Genomic DNA, 13,778 nt, shown 5'->3' with positions numbered 1-13,778 from the left:
AGATGTGTATAAGTTACAGGGGTCAGCCTCATCAGCCAATTGATCGGCTCCGGGCTGGGTGTGGTTGTGGCCCTGCTTGGCGGGTTCCTGGTATACGGCACACTCAAAATGATCATTGGCTTGCGATTGACTCAGGAGCAGGAGTACTACGGCGCCGACCTGTCGATCCACAAAATCGGTTCAGTCAGTCAGGACTGAGGCTGCGGATTCGGGCTCGACGCGGTTATCCGCGTCGGCCTAAAATGCTACCACTCTCAATTCTCTACACGCCATGCTGAAGGTGTCTTCATGCCTCCTGAATGCCAATTGCTAGGCACCCTTGGGTGTCATCTGTGTGAAGTCGCCGAAGCCGAACTGCTGCCATTGGTCGAGCATGGTTTGCTGGTCGAACTGGTCGATATTGGAGAGAGCGCTGCGCTGGTGGACGATTACGGTCTGCGCATTCCCGTGCTGCGGCGCGTGGACACTGGCGCCGAGCTGGACTGGCCGTTCGATGCAGAGCAAGTGGTGGTGTTCCTTCAGTGATGCGCACGACAAAAATACCCGATCAAAAATATTTCGCTCAAGACATCACCAACTGGCTATGTAACTGAGTTCCATGGGTCAAGTTGTCAGCCAGCGGGCAGCGACGTTCAACCTCGTGCAAAAACGCCAGTTTTTCCTCAGTGCTTAGATCCGCGTCAATGTCTACCAGTATTCGCAATGCCTGAAATCCCGGTCGAACAGAAAGATCCCGTCCGAGTAATCCCGCAGGGTCATAATCAGCTTGAATTTCAAAGCGCATACCGCGCAGTTCAATTTTGCGCTGATGCGCGAGAAAGCGGCCAATCGTGCCAAAGCATCCAGCAACCGCGGCGAGAATCAATTCAAGTGGCGTAGGCCCGGTATCTTGTCCGGCCGCGTGCTTGGGCTGATCCATGATGACGCGGTGTTCACCGCACGTCACGTCGATTGCAAAGCCTGAGCCGAGGGTGCCGTGGGCGCTAATAGTTTTCAGGGTCATGTCCGTGTTGCTCCTTTGCTCAATTCGTTCGGCGGTTTTCTAGCGCTGAGAACAATAAAATACCGGCCAGCATGGCCCCCATGAATACGATGATTTGCCAGTGCCCAGTGAGCAAAATCGCCACCGCGGGCCCGGGGCAAATACCAGCGATGCCCCAGCCGACCCCGAACAACAGGCTACCTCCAATCAGTCGGGAATCCAGTTCACGTTTGACCGGTATCTGCATGGGTGCACCCAGCAGGGACTGCTTCTGTTTGCGGGCCCAGTTCAGTGGCAGGATCGCAACTGCGATAGCGCCGGTCATGACAAGCCCTAGAGAGGGATCCCAGGCACCGGCCAAGTCGAGAAAACCTAACACCTTGGCGGGGTTTGCCATGCCTGCCAGCAGCACGCCAAGTCCGAAGATCAGTCCAGAGAAAAAAGCAGTCAACTTGATCATATTCAAGCCCCCAACACATGACGAGCTACGTACACCGTGGTAAAGCCTGCCGCCATAAAACACAACGTTGCCATGATGGAGCGAGGGGATAGGCGCGAGATGCCGCACACGCCGTGACCACTGGTGCAGCCGGAGCCGTAACGTGTGCCGACGCCTACTAGCAGGCCGGCTAACACCAGCCCGAACCAGCCTGTCTGAAACTGGATTACCGGCAAGGCGGCAAACAGCCCCCACAGCAGGGGTGCCAGCAGCAAGCCCAGAAGAAACATCGCCTTCTCGCCCCAGCCATCACTGCCCCACTGGAGTACGCTACCGAGCAATCCGCTTATTCCGGCAATACGGCCATTGGCGAGAACAAAGAAGCTGGCCGCCAGCCCAATCAGTGCTCCTCCTGCCAGTGCCGACCAGGGAGTGAAGTTAAACCAGTCAATGCTCATGTCGCGTTTCCTGCACGGAATAGTGGGTAAAAGTCTGCGTGGCGGCAGGCGCTGCCGGACTGCTGATGTTTAATCGGTCTGCTTGCCATGGCAAAGCGTCTAGACCTGTCGTTCCACGGGTGTTAGGGGGCTTCAAAGGCGATCATGATAAAAGCGCTCAATTAAGACAAAAACAATATATTTTTTTATATAGTACTTGGCAAGTGCTGTTATTGCTTTGGAGAGGATCAGCGGACGAAGCAGGAGCGATAAGCGCATAAAGCAGAGTTGGCAGGCCTCGCCGGGACATAATCAACCAACGGGCAATGTTCCGTCCGACGAAGGGAGACCAGCGCTTTGCTCACATAATGGCCAGATAGGCTATGAGTAACGCTCCCAGAATCGCGGTGGTGATATTGATCCCCGGACCAGCGTTGACGCTGTAACCGTTCGGGATCTCAACAGGTTTGAGCGTCTTAACCACCTTTCGATACTGTCAGGGTGTCCGCGCGGCGCACGGGATGACCGCGGAGTGAAGGTGAGCTATCAGGAGGCTTTTTCGGCACAAAATTGTTGATACAGAGTATTGATGACTGCCAGTGCAGCGGGACTACTGATGCGATAGAACACCTGCTTTCCGTCACGACGGGTCTTCACCAGTCCTTCGCGGCGAAGCACCGCCAGCTGTTGTGAAAGAGTCGGTTGCTGTATCCCTAGCAGTGACTCCAGATCGCTGACATTGCGCTCACCTTGGGATAATTGGCATAGCAGCATCAAGCGATCCTGATTGGCCAAGGCCTTTAGAAGCTGGCTGGCAGCATCGGCATTGGCGCGCAGTTGCTGGATGTCTAGTTCAGGTATATGAGCGTTCATTGTGCCTTCTCAGTTAATGCGTATACACTATATATTGTTGTATATTGTCGTGCAATTTGTTAATCATCAGGCACTGTGGGGACGGCCGCTCCTGCACCTGAATCAGAGAGCAATACTCCGAGCCGAAGGTGCAAATGCTCAATAGTTGCCTGAGCGGATAAGTTAGGCTATGGCGGTTCGTCTATATATTTTTAAATGGGTTGAGAGGCTGCAATCCTTCATGTTCATACGCTAGCAGTTAGTTAAACTTCGGCAATCCGATAGCAAATCAAAAAAGGACAATCGATGACTATCCACGTTCTTCCATTGCAAGATCAAGCGGCCCCGGAAGGCATCTGTTTCGGGTGCGGAAGCGCACACCCAAGCGGTCTCCACATAAAAAGCCACTGGGATGCCGACGGAGTTCATGTTGTGTGCAAACACACTCCGGCCCCTGAATTTACTGGCTGGCCAGAGTTGGTTTACGGTGGTTTCATTGCAATGTTAGTAGACTGCCACTCGAACTGGACTGCGATGGCCTATCACTATCGTGCGGAAGGGCGGGAGCCTGGAACATTACCTCGCATTGATTGCGTGACTGGGCAGTTGAACCTCACCTACCGTAAGCCTACACCGATGGGTGTCGAGCTCACCTTGAAGGCGTGGGTTGAAGGAGAGGTAGGGCGCAAGTCACGGATTATTTGCGAGGTTTGGGCAGGTGATGTTTTGACGGTAATCGGCGACTCTGTCTTTGTCAGGGTCAGCACTGAGAAACTAAGGGCCGAAGCACAAGCGGTAATCTGAGTCGCCGTACGAGAAGCCGTAGGTGCGGTGTGAGTAGGTGGCGGATTTGCAATCCGTCACCTACTCGATCAGCTAAATAGCTTTTACAAACAAGGCGACTGCAACCACGCCGGACACAATGGCAAACCCTCTTTGTAAATGAGGCCCCGACAGCTTGGCGGCGACCAGACGTCCGCTGATCATGCCTACTAATGCGCCAATGGAAAACGGAAAAGCAATTGCCCATTGCAAGTGTCCAGCCGCCGCGCTTGCGGCAACTCCGGAGATTGAAACCAGTGCAATAACGGCTAGAGACGTTGCCAGGACTGACTGTGCTGTCAAATCGGTATATCTCTGGAGCGCCGGCACCATGACAAAGCCGCCGCCGACACCCAGCAAGCCAGAAAGTCCACCCGCGACAATGCCAGAAACTGTGAGCGCCCAGGCACAAGGAGCCGTCCAGTTTAGCTTGCCTCGGCTCGCGTCCAATAGGCAGGGCGGTGGCTTGTTCTTGACGTCTGTCTTTGACTCGACGGAAGCAGGCAATGATCGTTGAAACACTCGAAATGCAACGTACATCAGCACAAAAGCAAAGACGATCGTCAGCGGGCGGTTAGGTGTGCGTTGTGCCAGCCAAAGGCCAAATGGGGAGCACACGATCCCCGCTCCAGCGATCAAGAGCGCCGCTTTATAACGTACGGTGCCGTTTTTTAGCCCCATCACAGCACCCAAGGTTGCCGCCAATCCAACAGCGAGCAAACCGATAGGCCCGGCTTCGGCCATGCTCAATCCAACGCCAAAAACGAGTAATGGAACGGCAAGTATTCCACCGCCTGCGCCAGTGAGAGCAAGAATGACACCAACAGTAAATCCGAGCAGCAAGACTATAAGCATTTCAGTCTCCTTGCTTTCAGTTCTGCCAACTGATGGGGCACAATCTGCTCCGATACCGACAGTCCTTGTACGAGGTGGCGAATGTACATAGGTGTCTCCGTTAAAAATATTGTTGTTATGGGTATTTTTGCGGGCGACGTCAGGCGACGTTGAGCGGTATTTTCAGATAGCGTGTGCCGTTTGCTTCGGGCTCAGGAAAATGTCCAGCCCGCATGTTTACCTGAACCGATGGCAGGATTAGCGTCGGCATTTCCATTGATGCATCACGCTTGGTGCGCATCGCTACAAACGCCTCCTCACTGATGCCGTTACGGACATGAACGTTGTGCGCGCGCTGGTCAGCAACGGTGCTGATGAATTGCACTTCACGACCACCAGGTTGATAGTCGTGACACATGTACAGCAAGGTATTGGCCGGCAGACTCAGCACCTTGTTAATTGACTGAAATATCGTGCGCGCATCACCGCCGGGGAAGTCACAACGTGCGGTACCGTAGTCGGGCATGAACAGGGTATCGCCGACGAATGCTGCCGTTTCCTCACCATCGCTGACCACATACGTCATGCAAGCCGGCGTGTGGCCTGGCGTATGCAGTGTTCGGCATTGCAGCGTGCCAATGGCGAACGACTCGTCATTCGTGAACAGGTGATCGAACTGACTACCGTCACGGGCCATGTCGCTACCTGTGTTGAACAAAGCTCCGAAGACCTCCTGCACAGTCGCTATCTGGCTGCCGATACCTATCTTGCCGCCGAGTTTTTCCTTCAGGTACGGCGCTGCCGTCAGGTGGTCCGCATGAACATGGGTCTCGAGGATCCAGTCGACCTTCGCATTGAGTTCGGCCACTCTCGCAATTAACTTGTCGGCAGACATCGTGGCGGTGTGGCCTGATTTAGGATCGTAATCAAGCACGCTGTCTACCAAGGCGCAGTGGCGGGTGGTTAGATCCAGCACAAGATAGCTGACGGTGCTGGTAGCAGGATCGAAGAATCCTTCAACCTGAAGTTTTGCGGTCATGATCTGTCTCCTTAGGGGCTCTTATTCGAGTCGCTCGCACCAAGGGCTGACAGCTGCAATAAAGCTGCCAACTAAAATTACTGCTTAAAATAAATTTATCTAATTGATTTTATTAGGTTATATATTTTTTTTGATGGGCTGGTTTCGTATTCAAAAGCAAGAAGGAACTGCCATTGGCAGTGTTTGTTGACATAGGTGGCAGTGCCACAACAGTATGGGCGAATTCTCAGGAGCCATGATGACCAGCAGCCTGCCCCCTCCAAACGGCCCACACCGGGACCAAGTGCAATCACTTGTCTCGTTTCTTGAGCACGAAGCAGACCCTATGATCGTGCTCGATCCCGAATACAACATCCTGGCTGCCAACACCGCGTACCAGCGTCAGTTCGGCAGTGTCGACAAGCCTTTTATCGGCCACAAGTGCTATCAGATTTCACACCATTACGATGTCCCTTGTGATCAGGCTGGCGAGCATTGCCCGATGAAAAAAGCCCAGGAGCTGCGCGCTCCAGACCGGGTTTTGCATATCCACCACACACCGCGCGGTCCTGAGCATGTCGAAGTCGAATTACGCCCGATTCTAGACGCAAAGGGTGTCATCACCGCTTATGTGGAACGCCTCAAGCTGGTTCGCAGCGCATCAGCGCGGCCCAGTAACGAGGGGCTGGTCGGCTCATCGCCTGCCTTCAACCTTGCCCTGTCGGAGTTGCAGCGGGTGGCCCCCTCAATGTTGCCGGTACTGTTGCTGGGAGAGTCCGGCACAGGTAAGGAGCTGTTCGCCCGCGCGGTACATGAAACCAGCGAGCGGGCCGCTGGGCCATTTGTGGTAGTCGATTGCTCGGGGCTGACCGAAACGCTATTCGAGAGCGAGCTGTTCGGGCATGAAAAGGGAGCGTTCACCGGTGCCACCACGCGCAAGCCGGGCTTAGTCGAGACGGCGCAGGGCGGCTCGTTGTTTCTCGATGAGATAGGCGACGTTCCGCTGGCGATGCAGGTGAAACTGCTGCGCCTGATCGAGTCAGGCACTTATCGCCGTGTCGGCAGCGTCGAGACCTTGCACGCGAATTTCAGGTTGATTGCGGCGACCCACAAGCCACTCGAAAAAATGATGGAAAAGGGTGAGTTCCGGCAGGACCTGTACTACCGCATCAGTGCTTTTCCGATTCAGTTGCCGCCATTGCGCCACCGGATCGAAGACATTGGCTTGCTTGCCAATTCAATTCTGCAACGGGTAGTCCCCGGCAAGCGCAGGCTGACTATAGAGGTCGATGCCTTGACGCAATTGCAGCGGTTTGCCTGGCCGGGCAATGTCCGCGAGTTACGCAATGTTCTGGAGAGAGCCAGTCTGTTCGCCGACGACGGTGTAATCCGCTGCGTACATTTGCCTACAGCGCCAGCGTCGATATCTCCTCAGGTCTCTATCCAGTCTCCTTTCGAGGGCGGCGCGCTGGTACACGTACTGGCCACGTTCAAAGGTACCCGCAGCGAACTGGCCAAGCACATGGGCATTAGCGAACGTACTTTGTATAGACGACTGAAAGAACAAGGACTCGCCTGACCACATGTCAGCCTATGACTGCCAATCACTGCCGCCATGGCAGATTGGCAGCATATTTACCAGTCAAGGCATCTGCCGTCTTCGTGCTTAAATATTTAAGTGCTTGTTATTAAACAATAAAAATCACATTTCCCCTCTTGGCATGGCGTGTGCTAACTGCATAGTCATGACCAATTCCGACAAACGATTGCGGCGCCATCTGCTAATAGCAGTGCTAATCAAGCTGATGGTGCTGACAGTGCTTTGGTGGCTGTTCATCCGAGATTCGCGCGTTAGCGTCGACTCGAACACCATCGGCGACAGGTTCGGCGTACCTACCTCGACTCAAGGGGCAAGCAAGTGATTTCAGAACATCTGGTGGATTTGTCACGGCTGCAGTTTGCAGCCACCGCGCTGTACCACTTTCTCTTTGTACCTCTCACCGTTGGCATGGTGTGGCTGCTGGTCATTATGGAAAGCGTCTATGTGATGACGGGTAATGTCATCTGGAAAGATATGACGCGTTTCTGGGGCAAGCTGTTCGGTATCAACTTCGCCCTGGGCGTGACCACGGGTATCACACTCGAGTTTCAGTTCGGTACCAACTGGGCGTATTACTCGCATTACGTCGGCGACATCTTCGGTGCCCCACTGGCGATCGAGGGCATGATGGCGTTCTTCCTCGAATCAACAATGATTGGCCTGTTCTTCTTCGGTTGGGACCGATTAAAAAAGGAGCACCATTTTCTGGTCACGCTGCTGATGGCCATTGGTACCAACCTTTCAGCGCTGTGGATCCTGATTGCCAATGGCTGGATGCAAAATCCGGTGGGTTCTGAATTCAGCTATCTCACCATGCGCATGGAAATGGTCGACTTCTGGGCTGTGGTTTTCAATCCAGTAGCACAGGCCAAGTTTGTGCACACCGTCTCGGCCGGTTACGTCACCGGTTCGATGTTTGTGCTGTCGATTTCGAGTTGGTATTTGCTCAAGAATCGAGATGTCGAGTTTGCAAAGCGAAGCTTTCGGGTTGCGGCAGCCTTTGGCTTGGCGTCAGTGCTGAGTGTCATCGTCTTGGGTGACGAGTCTGGCTACACGGTGGGCGAGGCCCAGCAGACCAAAATGGCAGCCATGGAGGCCATGTGGGAAACGAAACCTGCACCCGCCGGCCTGACATTGGTGGCCAGCATCAACGAAGCCGAATCGAAGAATAACTGGGAAGTTGAAGTGCCGTGGCTGATGGGCCTGATCGGCACCCGGTCAGTCAGCAAGCAAATTCCTGGTATCCATGAGATCAAGGAGAAAAACCGGGCCCGTATCCTGCGCGGCATTACCGCAGTCAATGCGCTGGAAACGTTGCGCAAGCATCGCGGTGATCCCGCTGCGCTACAGGTGTTCGAAGAATATAAGGCAGACCTCGGTTTCGGCCTGCTGCTTAAAAAGTATGTCGAGGATGTCAATCAGGCCACACCGGCCATCATAGATAAAGCCGTCAACGATACCGTGCCACGTGTGACACCTATGTTTTGGGCATTTCGGATCATGGTAAGTCTCGGCTTTGCGATGCTGCTGCTCTTTGGGCTGGCGTTCTGGAGCACATTGAAGTCGACTTGCACACGACGCCGCTGGTTATTGCGTTTGGCTCTCTGCATGCTGCCTGCGCCTTGGATCTCCTGCGAACTTGGCTGGTTCGTGGCCGAATACGGCCGTCAGCCCTGGACTATCTATGGTGTGCTGCCAACCCACATGAGCGTATCCACGCTCGGCGTCAACAACCTGTACGGCTCGCTAGCAGGATTCATCGTCTTCTACACCGCGCTGTTGGTGGTTGAGATGTTCTTGATGGTCAAGTTCGCACGTCAAGGTCCAGGCAGTCTCGGAACTGGCCGTTATGCCTACGACGCTAATTTGAAGGAAAGCCACCATGCTTGATTATTTCACCCTGAAAATTATCTGGTGGGCGCTGGTCGGCGTACTGCTAATCGGTTTCGCAATCATGGACGGCCACGATATGGGGGTCGGCACCTTGCTGCCTTTCGTTGGCCGCAATGATATGGAGCGGCGCGTCGTTATAAACACCGTCGGTCCTCATTGGGATGGGAATCAGGTCTGGTTCATCACCGCTGGCGGCGCATTGTTCGCAGCATGGCCTGTGGTCTATGCGACGGCGTTCAGCGGATTCTACTGGGCGATGATCCTGGTTCTCTGGGCGTTGTTCTTCCGCCCGGTGGGCTTCGATTATCGCAGCAAGATCCACAATCCAACCTGGCGCAGCACTTGGGATTGGGGACTTTTTGTGGGGGGGACAGTACCTCCACTGGTGTTCGGGATCGCGTTCGGCAACTTGCTGCAAGGCGTACCGTTCCAGTTCAATGACTATCTGGTGTCAACCTACACAGGCAGCTTCTGGCAGTTGCTAAATCCCTTCGCACTACTGACGGGCGTCGTCAGCAGCGCAATGATCACTCTGCAGGGCGGAAGCTATCTGGCACACCGCACTGAAGGTGTCATCCAGTCCAGAGCCATCACGGGCTCGGTTGGGGCGGCAATCGTGTTGGTGTGCTCGTTCGTAATCGCCGGGATCTGGCTGCAATCGATTGATGGCTATCGCATTACGTCGGTGATTGACACTGCTGGACTACCCGACATCCTCGGCAAGTCTGTAGTGCGCGAAGCAGGTGCCTGGATGGCTAATTACAGCCGTTACCCTTTGCTGTGGCTGTTGCCTGCGATGGGATTGGCGGGCGCGGCGGGCGCGGCCATGTTGCTGATGGCGCGCCGTACACTCTCAGCATTTGTGGCGTCATCGCTTGCTGTTGTCAGTGTCATAGGCACTGCGGGTGTATCGATGTTTCCGTTCATTATGCCGTCGTCGTCAATGCCGGCTGCGAGCCTGACAGTTTGGGACAGCGTTTCAAGCCATCTTAGCCTTGCCATCATGTTCTGGGCCGCGCTGATCTTCATGCCGCTGATTGTTCTTTATACCTCATGGGCGTACCGCGTCATGCGGGGCAAGGTGACCATCGCGCATATCAAAGCCAACGACCATTCAGCCTACTAGTGCCAGCAAAGGAGTAAAAATTATGTGGTATTTCGCCTGGATGCTGGGGGTCGGCTTTGCATTGTTGCTGGCTATATTGAATGCGATGTGGGGCGAGAACGAAGCTGGCCGAGCCATGATCGACAGTGACGAGGCAGAGTCATGATGGCCCGCGTCGCTAACGCCTCGCCGACCTCACGCATACATTTGCTGAGTTTGGTTATCGCTGTGGCGATCATGCTCGCTTGCACGCTATATCCCCCACTGATAGCAGCCCCCGATGGGAAAGCTGACCATGCTCTCGCTACCGCGCTGTTCGCAGCCATGAGCGTTGCCTTTGTGAAAGGTGTGGGTTTTGTTCCGCGCATGCCCGTCTGGCGTTGGCTGTTTTCAGGCTGGACCTGTCTTGCGGCGCTTGCGCTCGCCAGTTGGATGAAGTTCCTACATTGAGTGCTGATGACATGACTGAACTATTGAGCGCCCAGCACAAGAACAATGCCAGTGCTTATCTCCAGTTAGGGGGTGAGGCGGGTATCCATGCACTGGTCGACCGGTTTTACGAACTGATGGAGGTGCTATCCGAGGCACGAAGAGTGCGCGGGATGCACCCGCCGAGTCTCACCGGCAGCGCGGACAGTCTATTTAAGTTCCTGAGTGGCTGGCTTGGCGGCCCGCCACTATTTCAACAGGAGCGTGGTCACCCGCGTTTGCGTATGCGACACGCGCCCTTTGCGGTCAGTATTGTCGAGCGCGACGAATGGATGCTGTGCATGCGCCAGGCGATCAACGAGCAGGTGGATGACTCAGCCCTGAATGCGAAGCTGCAACGTATGTTTTCAGAAATGGCCGACCACATGATTAACACCGATGTGAGCAGTACAGGTGTTGCGGTGTCGGGCTGAACATCCGGCGTGCCGAAATCCGCGCCTCCGAAGGTTTCGATACAATGGATGGGTACCACTCGACCAAGTCGTTGTAATTCTTTAGGCGTCTTGCTTGTAACAGATTGAATAACCCTCCCGTGCAGTCCCGTGCGTAGAGGGTTATCCAATATGGTTATGCTAAGCAAGAAAACATTGACTTCTCCCAACTGGAGTCTTCCAAAACATCATGATTAAAACTGCCCATGATCTGGTAGCCGACGCTAAAGCACGTATCGAAGAAGTGGCCATCGAAGACGTTGATCAGGCTATCCAGGATGCGGATGTACTTATCGATGTGCGTGAAGCTGACGAGTATGCTGCCGGCCATCTCGCTGGCGCGATACACGCGTCGCGCGGCATGCTGGAGTTCAAACTGACCAACGATTCCAAGCTCAGTTCGCGGGACCTTAAGATTGTGCTGTACTGCAAAACGAGCGGTCGTGCAGCGCTCGCCGCCGCATCGCTGCATGACATGGGCTACCTGCATGTCAAATCAATCACAGGTGGATTCGACGCCTGGGTTAGTGCAGAAAAGCCGATCGTGGGTCCACATTTACCCATCTTCGAGTAGCACCTTGGGTTCTATGGACGATCCAGTAAGATTCTGTGTGCAGCACGTCTGGCTCTAAGGTGGATCGTCCATTGATGGGGAAGGGCGCAATGCCCTCAGCGGGTAGGCGTGGCGACAAAACGCTGTATTTATCGCGGTGCTGCCAGACATTGGTCCATCGAACTGGCTGGGTAGCAGGACCTGCCCAGTACTAACTGGTAGACGTTAAAAAAGCGGCAGCGGTAAGTAACGTTATGCCCGAATATAGAACCAACCTTCTGATTGCATTTTGACAAGCTCAGAAACGGCACCTTGCGCCAACACTCTCAGTGGCGCCGACACGCAACGATCAAGATTTTTCAGCGTGTTTGGACATACCCAGGTTATCGCGTCCGTTTCACTATTTGGATCATCAAGGGTCGCCGCAACAGCCTTTGAATTGACTATGATCCTGACGTTTGCCTGAGGAGCATCTTTCAATAGGTTCACTGCATTGTTGCGGGCGCGTGCCAAAGCATCGGGAGTCGGAGCATGCAGCACAACATGAAGGTTATCGATTTCGCTGAGATCCATTATTCAAGGCCTTCAAGGTCGATTAATGTGGTGGATAACGCCTCTTTTCAGAGGCGTCAACGGGATATAGTGAGTGCTGCATGACATTTTTCAATAGAAAGCTGTATGGGGCCATGCGCCCAAAGCAGGGGTGAGCATCGAAATCTAAATGGCGATCGGGTTGGAAACTACTTTGTCCCCTGACCTATCAAGACGCCATCTACTTTCTGGCCATAAAGATTAACCCCATCATTGGCATGAAATTTCACCCTCGTTTGCTCGATCGAACCGTCGATGAACCTTGGGTCTTGGGGGCGCTCGTGACTATTCATATAGGCTGCAACATGCCAAGCCTCCTCTGTGGAAAGTGTTCCACCCTTGCCCAGAGGCATATTCGCTTTGATGAAGCCGGCAGCAGTATTGATTCGATGCATCCCAGCTCCCCAGTTGAACGAGTCCTTGCCCCATAATGGCGGGAGTACGTAGTCCGAGCTAGCCTTCTGTCCTTGGCCTTCATCGCCGTGACATAGGGCGCATTGCTCAACATAAATTGTTTTGCCCTTAGCTAAATCGAAACCTCCAGTGGGCTGGGGAATCTCGGGATAGGAGCGTCCCGGTAGCTCTTTGCCGGTGGGCGCTCCAGTCGCCAGCCAATATGAGTATGCCGTCAACGCTGCTATCACCGCGTTGTCAGATGGAGGCGGTTTACCATTCATGCTGAACTGAAAGCACCCTTGTAGACGCTCAGCATACGTATTGACCTTGTCGTTCTTTTTTCGATAAGCCGGGTACATCGTGTAAGCCGCCCAAAGGGGCGCCGAGTTGGCTTTTCGACCCTGCTCAAGATGGCAATTTGTACAGTTCAATCCGTTACCGACGAACTCAGGCGCATTCGCTTTAGTGTCGACAAATATCGCATGGCCTTGCAGCACCAAGCGACCGTAAGCATTATCGGGCAGAGTATCCTCGGCTGGGGGCACAAAGGACGGTGCTGATTTTTGAGTGCCGTCGAGGATGTTGGCCTCAGAAGTCGAGACCACCGTTTCTGCTGCGTAAGTTGACGACATTATGCTGAGGCTGATAAATGCTGTAATTGTTAACTTCATGATCCGGCCTCTATTTACTGAGTTCAGCAAAATATTTTGACACTGCTTCAACCTCGTCATCGGTCAATGAGCGAGCGATATGGCCCATGAGGTCATTCGGATCATTGTTTCGGGTACCCTGTCGCCAGGCATTGAGTTGTGAGGTCAGGTACTGCGTTGACTGGCCTGATAGCGGAGGGACGAGGCCTCCTACCCCGACGCCACTGGGACCATGACAAGCCACGCACTCAGGGATATTTCTGTCCCAAGCGCCTCTCAAGGCAAGGACCTCGCCAGATCCTTGTGCTGTGTGCGCGCGATTTACGTGTGTAACCTCCGGGCTTGGCATTTTGGCTAGCATGGCGGCGATGACTTTTGATTCGTCATGGCTCAATGCTTTGGCAATTGGATACATGATGGCATTTGCCCTGGATCCAGAGCTGAAATCCGAAATCTGCTTTGCCAAATATTCAGCAGGTAGGCCCGCTAGCCTTGGGAAACCTGGCGCAGGCATCCCAAGGCCGTCTGCGCCATGGCAGGCTGAACAGGCGATGACTCCAGGGTGAGAGCCACCTCGGGTAAATATTTCTTGCGCGTCCGCAGCAAACCCTGGGCTAACGAGCATGCTGCCCAGACCAACTAATGCCCATCGAGAAATTTCCATCAGTAGCCTCATTATTATTGGC

19 protein-coding genes and 1 pseudogene are annotated in these 13,778 nt (G+C 54.1%); 11 read left to right on the top strand and 9 right to left on the bottom strand.

From position 1 onward, the window contains the following. Nucleotides 1–18: 18 nt before the first annotated feature. Both QN399_RS06995 and QN399_RS06990 read left to right on the top strand, forming a co-directional pair. A pseudogene (locus QN399_RS06995) lies at nt 19–198 on the top strand (ammonium transporter); the annotation flags it as partial. 90 nt (nt 199–288) lie between these two features. Beyond that, entirely contained in the window at nt 289–525 is a 237-nt protein-coding gene (locus QN399_RS06990; protein WP_322179452.1) for a glutaredoxin family protein, read from the top strand. Nucleotides 526–562: 37 nt separating this feature from the next. Here QN399_RS06990 and QN399_RS06985 read toward each other — a convergent pair whose 3' ends face one another. From QN399_RS06985 to QN399_RS06970, 4 genes are all read right to left on the bottom strand, one after another. Beyond that, nucleotides 563–1,003 (bottom strand): OsmC family protein, encoded by a 441-nt coding sequence (locus tag QN399_RS06985; protein ID WP_322179451.1) that lies wholly within the window; start codon nt 1,001–1,003, stop codon nt 563–565. Between the two features lie 19 nt (nt 1,004–1,022). Continuing rightward, nucleotides 1,023–1,442 carry a DUF6691 family protein gene (locus QN399_RS06980; RefSeq protein WP_322179450.1) on the bottom strand — a complete coding sequence of 140 codons (420 nt, stop codon included), beginning with the start codon at nt 1,440–1,442 and terminating at the stop codon, nt 1,023–1,025. A gap of 2 nt (nt 1,443–1,444) precedes the next feature. After that, nucleotides 1,445–1,879: a YeeE/YedE family protein gene (locus QN399_RS06975; protein WP_322179449.1), complete on the bottom strand. Its 435-nt coding sequence runs from the start codon at nt 1,877–1,879 to the stop codon at nt 1,445–1,447. Nucleotides 1,880–2,404: 525 nt separating this feature from the next. Then, nucleotides 2,405–2,731 (bottom strand): metalloregulator ArsR/SmtB family transcription factor, encoded by a 327-nt coding sequence (locus QN399_RS06970; RefSeq protein WP_330200749.1) that lies wholly within the window; start codon nt 2,729–2,731, stop codon nt 2,405–2,407. 285 nt (nt 2,732–3,016) lie between these two features. Between QN399_RS06970 and QN399_RS06965 the strand changes: the two genes are divergently transcribed. Further along, on the top strand, nt 3,017–3,514 hold the full coding sequence (locus QN399_RS06965; RefSeq protein ID WP_322179447.1) for a hotdog domain-containing protein: 498 nt from the start codon (nt 3,017–3,019) through the stop codon (nt 3,512–3,514). A gap of 72 nt (nt 3,515–3,586) precedes the next feature. On the opposite strand, the gene QN399_RS06960 is transcribed toward QN399_RS06965, so the two are convergent. Together QN399_RS06960 and QN399_RS06955 are read right to left on the bottom strand one after the other, a co-directional pair. Then, on the bottom strand, nt 3,587–4,387 hold the full coding sequence (locus tag QN399_RS06960; RefSeq protein WP_322179446.1) for a sulfite exporter TauE/SafE family protein: 801 nt from the start codon (nt 4,385–4,387) through the stop codon (nt 3,587–3,589). A gap of 139 nt (nt 4,388–4,526) precedes the next feature. Beyond that, nucleotides 4,527–5,405 (bottom strand): MBL fold metallo-hydrolase, encoded by an 879-nt coding sequence (locus QN399_RS06955; RefSeq protein WP_330200748.1) that lies wholly within the window; start codon nt 5,403–5,405, stop codon nt 4,527–4,529. A gap of 238 nt (nt 5,406–5,643) precedes the next feature. Between QN399_RS06955 and QN399_RS06950 the strand changes: the two genes are divergently transcribed. The 8 genes from QN399_RS06950 to QN399_RS06915 all read left to right on the top strand — a co-directional run bounded on the left by QN399_RS06950 (nt 5,644) and on the right by QN399_RS06915 (nt 11,476). Then, complete coding sequence (locus tag QN399_RS06950; RefSeq protein ID WP_330200747.1) at nt 5,644–6,963, top strand: sigma 54-interacting transcriptional regulator; 1,320 nt, start codon at nt 5,644–5,646, stop codon at nt 6,961–6,963. A gap of 142 nt (nt 6,964–7,105) precedes the next feature. Beyond that, on the top strand, nt 7,106–7,306 hold the full coding sequence (gene cydP / locus QN399_RS06945; protein WP_330200753.1) for a cytochrome oxidase putative small subunit CydP: 201 nt from the start codon (nt 7,106–7,108) through the stop codon (nt 7,304–7,306). Next, nucleotides 7,303–8,874, top strand: coding sequence for a cytochrome ubiquinol oxidase subunit I (locus QN399_RS06940; RefSeq protein WP_322179443.1), 1,572 nt, complete (start codon nt 7,303–7,305; stop codon nt 8,872–8,874). Before cydP ends, QN399_RS06940 begins: the two co-directional genes overlap by 4 nt. Beyond that, on the top strand, nt 8,867–10,003 hold the full coding sequence (gene cydB / locus QN399_RS06935; RefSeq protein WP_322215970.1) for a cytochrome d ubiquinol oxidase subunit II: 1,137 nt from the start codon (nt 8,867–8,869) through the stop codon (nt 10,001–10,003). Before QN399_RS06940 ends, cydB begins: the two co-directional genes overlap by 8 nt. A gap of 22 nt (nt 10,004–10,025) precedes the next feature. Beyond that, complete coding sequence (cydX, locus tag QN399_RS06930; protein ID WP_322179441.1) at nt 10,026–10,148, top strand: cytochrome bd-I oxidase subunit CydX; 123 nt, start codon at nt 10,026–10,028, stop codon at nt 10,146–10,148. After that, nucleotides 10,145–10,432 (top strand): cyd operon YbgE family protein, encoded by a 288-nt coding sequence (locus tag QN399_RS06925; protein ID WP_322179440.1) that lies wholly within the window; start codon nt 10,145–10,147, stop codon nt 10,430–10,432. The genes cydX and QN399_RS06925 overlap by 4 nt, the downstream gene beginning before the upstream one ends. 11 nt (nt 10,433–10,443) lie before the next feature. Then, nucleotides 10,444–10,884, top strand: a complete 441-nt coding sequence (locus QN399_RS06920) for a group II truncated hemoglobin (RefSeq protein WP_322215973.1) — start codon at nt 10,444–10,446, stop codon at nt 10,882–10,884. Between the two features lie 211 nt (nt 10,885–11,095). After that, on the top strand, nt 11,096–11,476 hold the full coding sequence (locus QN399_RS06915; protein WP_322182706.1) for a rhodanese-like domain-containing protein: 381 nt from the start codon (nt 11,096–11,098) through the stop codon (nt 11,474–11,476). A gap of 231 nt (nt 11,477–11,707) precedes the next feature. Here the strand turns inward: QN399_RS06915 and QN399_RS06910 are convergent, their stop codons facing one another. The 3 genes from QN399_RS06910 to QN399_RS06900 form a co-directional block, all read right to left on the bottom strand. After that, the gene (locus tag QN399_RS06910; RefSeq protein ID WP_322179438.1) at nt 11,708–12,028 is read right to left on the bottom strand and encodes a hypothetical protein; all 321 of its coding nucleotides are present in this window, start codon (nt 12,026–12,028) and stop codon (nt 11,708–11,710) included. Nucleotides 12,029–12,195: 167 nt separating this feature from the next. Then, the gene (locus QN399_RS06905) at nt 12,196–13,113 is read right to left on the bottom strand and encodes a c-type cytochrome (RefSeq protein ID WP_330200746.1); all 918 of its coding nucleotides are present in this window, start codon (nt 13,111–13,113) and stop codon (nt 12,196–12,198) included. A gap of 10 nt (nt 13,114–13,123) precedes the next feature. Beyond that, entirely contained in the window at nt 13,124–13,756 is a 633-nt protein-coding gene (locus tag QN399_RS06900) for a c-type cytochrome (RefSeq protein ID WP_322215979.1), read from the bottom strand. Nucleotides 13,757–13,778: the final 22 nt, after the last annotated feature.

Origin of the sequence: Pseudomonas sp. 10C3 (assembly GCF_036346185.1) — a bacterium.
In the GTDB taxonomy this organism is placed as follows: Bacteria; Pseudomonadota; Gammaproteobacteria; order Pseudomonadales; family Pseudomonadaceae; genus Aquipseudomonas.
This window is presented reverse-complemented; position numbering and strand designations above follow the sequence as displayed.

What these genes read in the sequence shown, in the direction of transcription:
- QN399_RS06950 (WP_330200747.1), top strand. Translation starts at nt 5,644, where the DNA reads ATGACCAGCAGCCTGCCCCCTCCAAACGGCCCACACCGGGACCAAGTG.
- QN399_RS06975 (WP_322179449.1), bottom strand. Translation starts at nt 1,879, where the DNA reads ATGAGCATTGACTGGTTTAACTTCACTCCCTGGTCGGCACTGGCAGGA.
- cydB (WP_322215970.1), top strand. Translation starts at nt 8,867, where the DNA reads ATGCTTGATTATTTCACCCTGAAAATTATCTGGTGGGCGCTGGTCGGC.
- QN399_RS06960 (WP_322179446.1), bottom strand. Translation starts at nt 4,387, where the DNA reads ATGCTTATAGTCTTGCTGCTCGGATTTACTGTTGGTGTCATTCTTGCT.
- QN399_RS06965 (WP_322179447.1), top strand. Translation starts at nt 3,017, where the DNA reads ATGACTATCCACGTTCTTCCATTGCAAGATCAAGCGGCCCCGGAAGGC.
- cydX (WP_322179441.1), top strand. Translation starts at nt 10,026, where the DNA reads ATGTGGTATTTCGCCTGGATGCTGGGGGTCGGCTTTGCATTGTTGCTG.
- QN399_RS06905 (WP_330200746.1), bottom strand. Translation starts at nt 13,113, where the DNA reads ATGAAGTTAACAATTACAGCATTTATCAGCCTCAGCATAATGTCGTCA.
- QN399_RS06980 (WP_322179450.1), bottom strand. Translation starts at nt 1,442, where the DNA reads ATGATCAAGTTGACTGCTTTTTTCTCTGGACTGATCTTCGGACTTGGC.
- QN399_RS06910 (WP_322179438.1), bottom strand. Translation starts at nt 12,028, where the DNA reads ATGGATCTCAGCGAAATCGATAACCTTCATGTTGTGCTGCATGCTCCG.
- QN399_RS06925 (WP_322179440.1), top strand. Translation starts at nt 10,145, where the DNA reads ATGATGGCCCGCGTCGCTAACGCCTCGCCGACCTCACGCATACATTTG.
- QN399_RS06990 (WP_322179452.1), top strand. Translation starts at nt 289, where the DNA reads ATGCCTCCTGAATGCCAATTGCTAGGCACCCTTGGGTGTCATCTGTGT.
- QN399_RS06970 (WP_330200749.1), bottom strand. Translation starts at nt 2,731, where the DNA reads ATGAACGCTCATATACCTGAACTAGACATCCAGCAACTGCGCGCCAAT.
- cydP (WP_330200753.1), top strand. Translation starts at nt 7,106, where the DNA reads ATGGCGTGTGCTAACTGCATAGTCATGACCAATTCCGACAAACGATTG.
- QN399_RS06985 (WP_322179451.1), bottom strand. Translation starts at nt 1,003, where the DNA reads ATGACCCTGAAAACTATTAGCGCCCACGGCACCCTCGGCTCAGGCTTT.
- QN399_RS06955 (WP_330200748.1), bottom strand. Translation starts at nt 5,405, where the DNA reads ATGACCGCAAAACTTCAGGTTGAAGGATTCTTCGATCCTGCTACCAGC.
- QN399_RS06920 (WP_322215973.1), top strand. Translation starts at nt 10,444, where the DNA reads ATGACTGAACTATTGAGCGCCCAGCACAAGAACAATGCCAGTGCTTAT.
- QN399_RS06900 (WP_322215979.1), bottom strand. Translation starts at nt 13,756, where the DNA reads ATGGAAATTTCTCGATGGGCATTAGTTGGTCTGGGCAGCATGCTCGTT.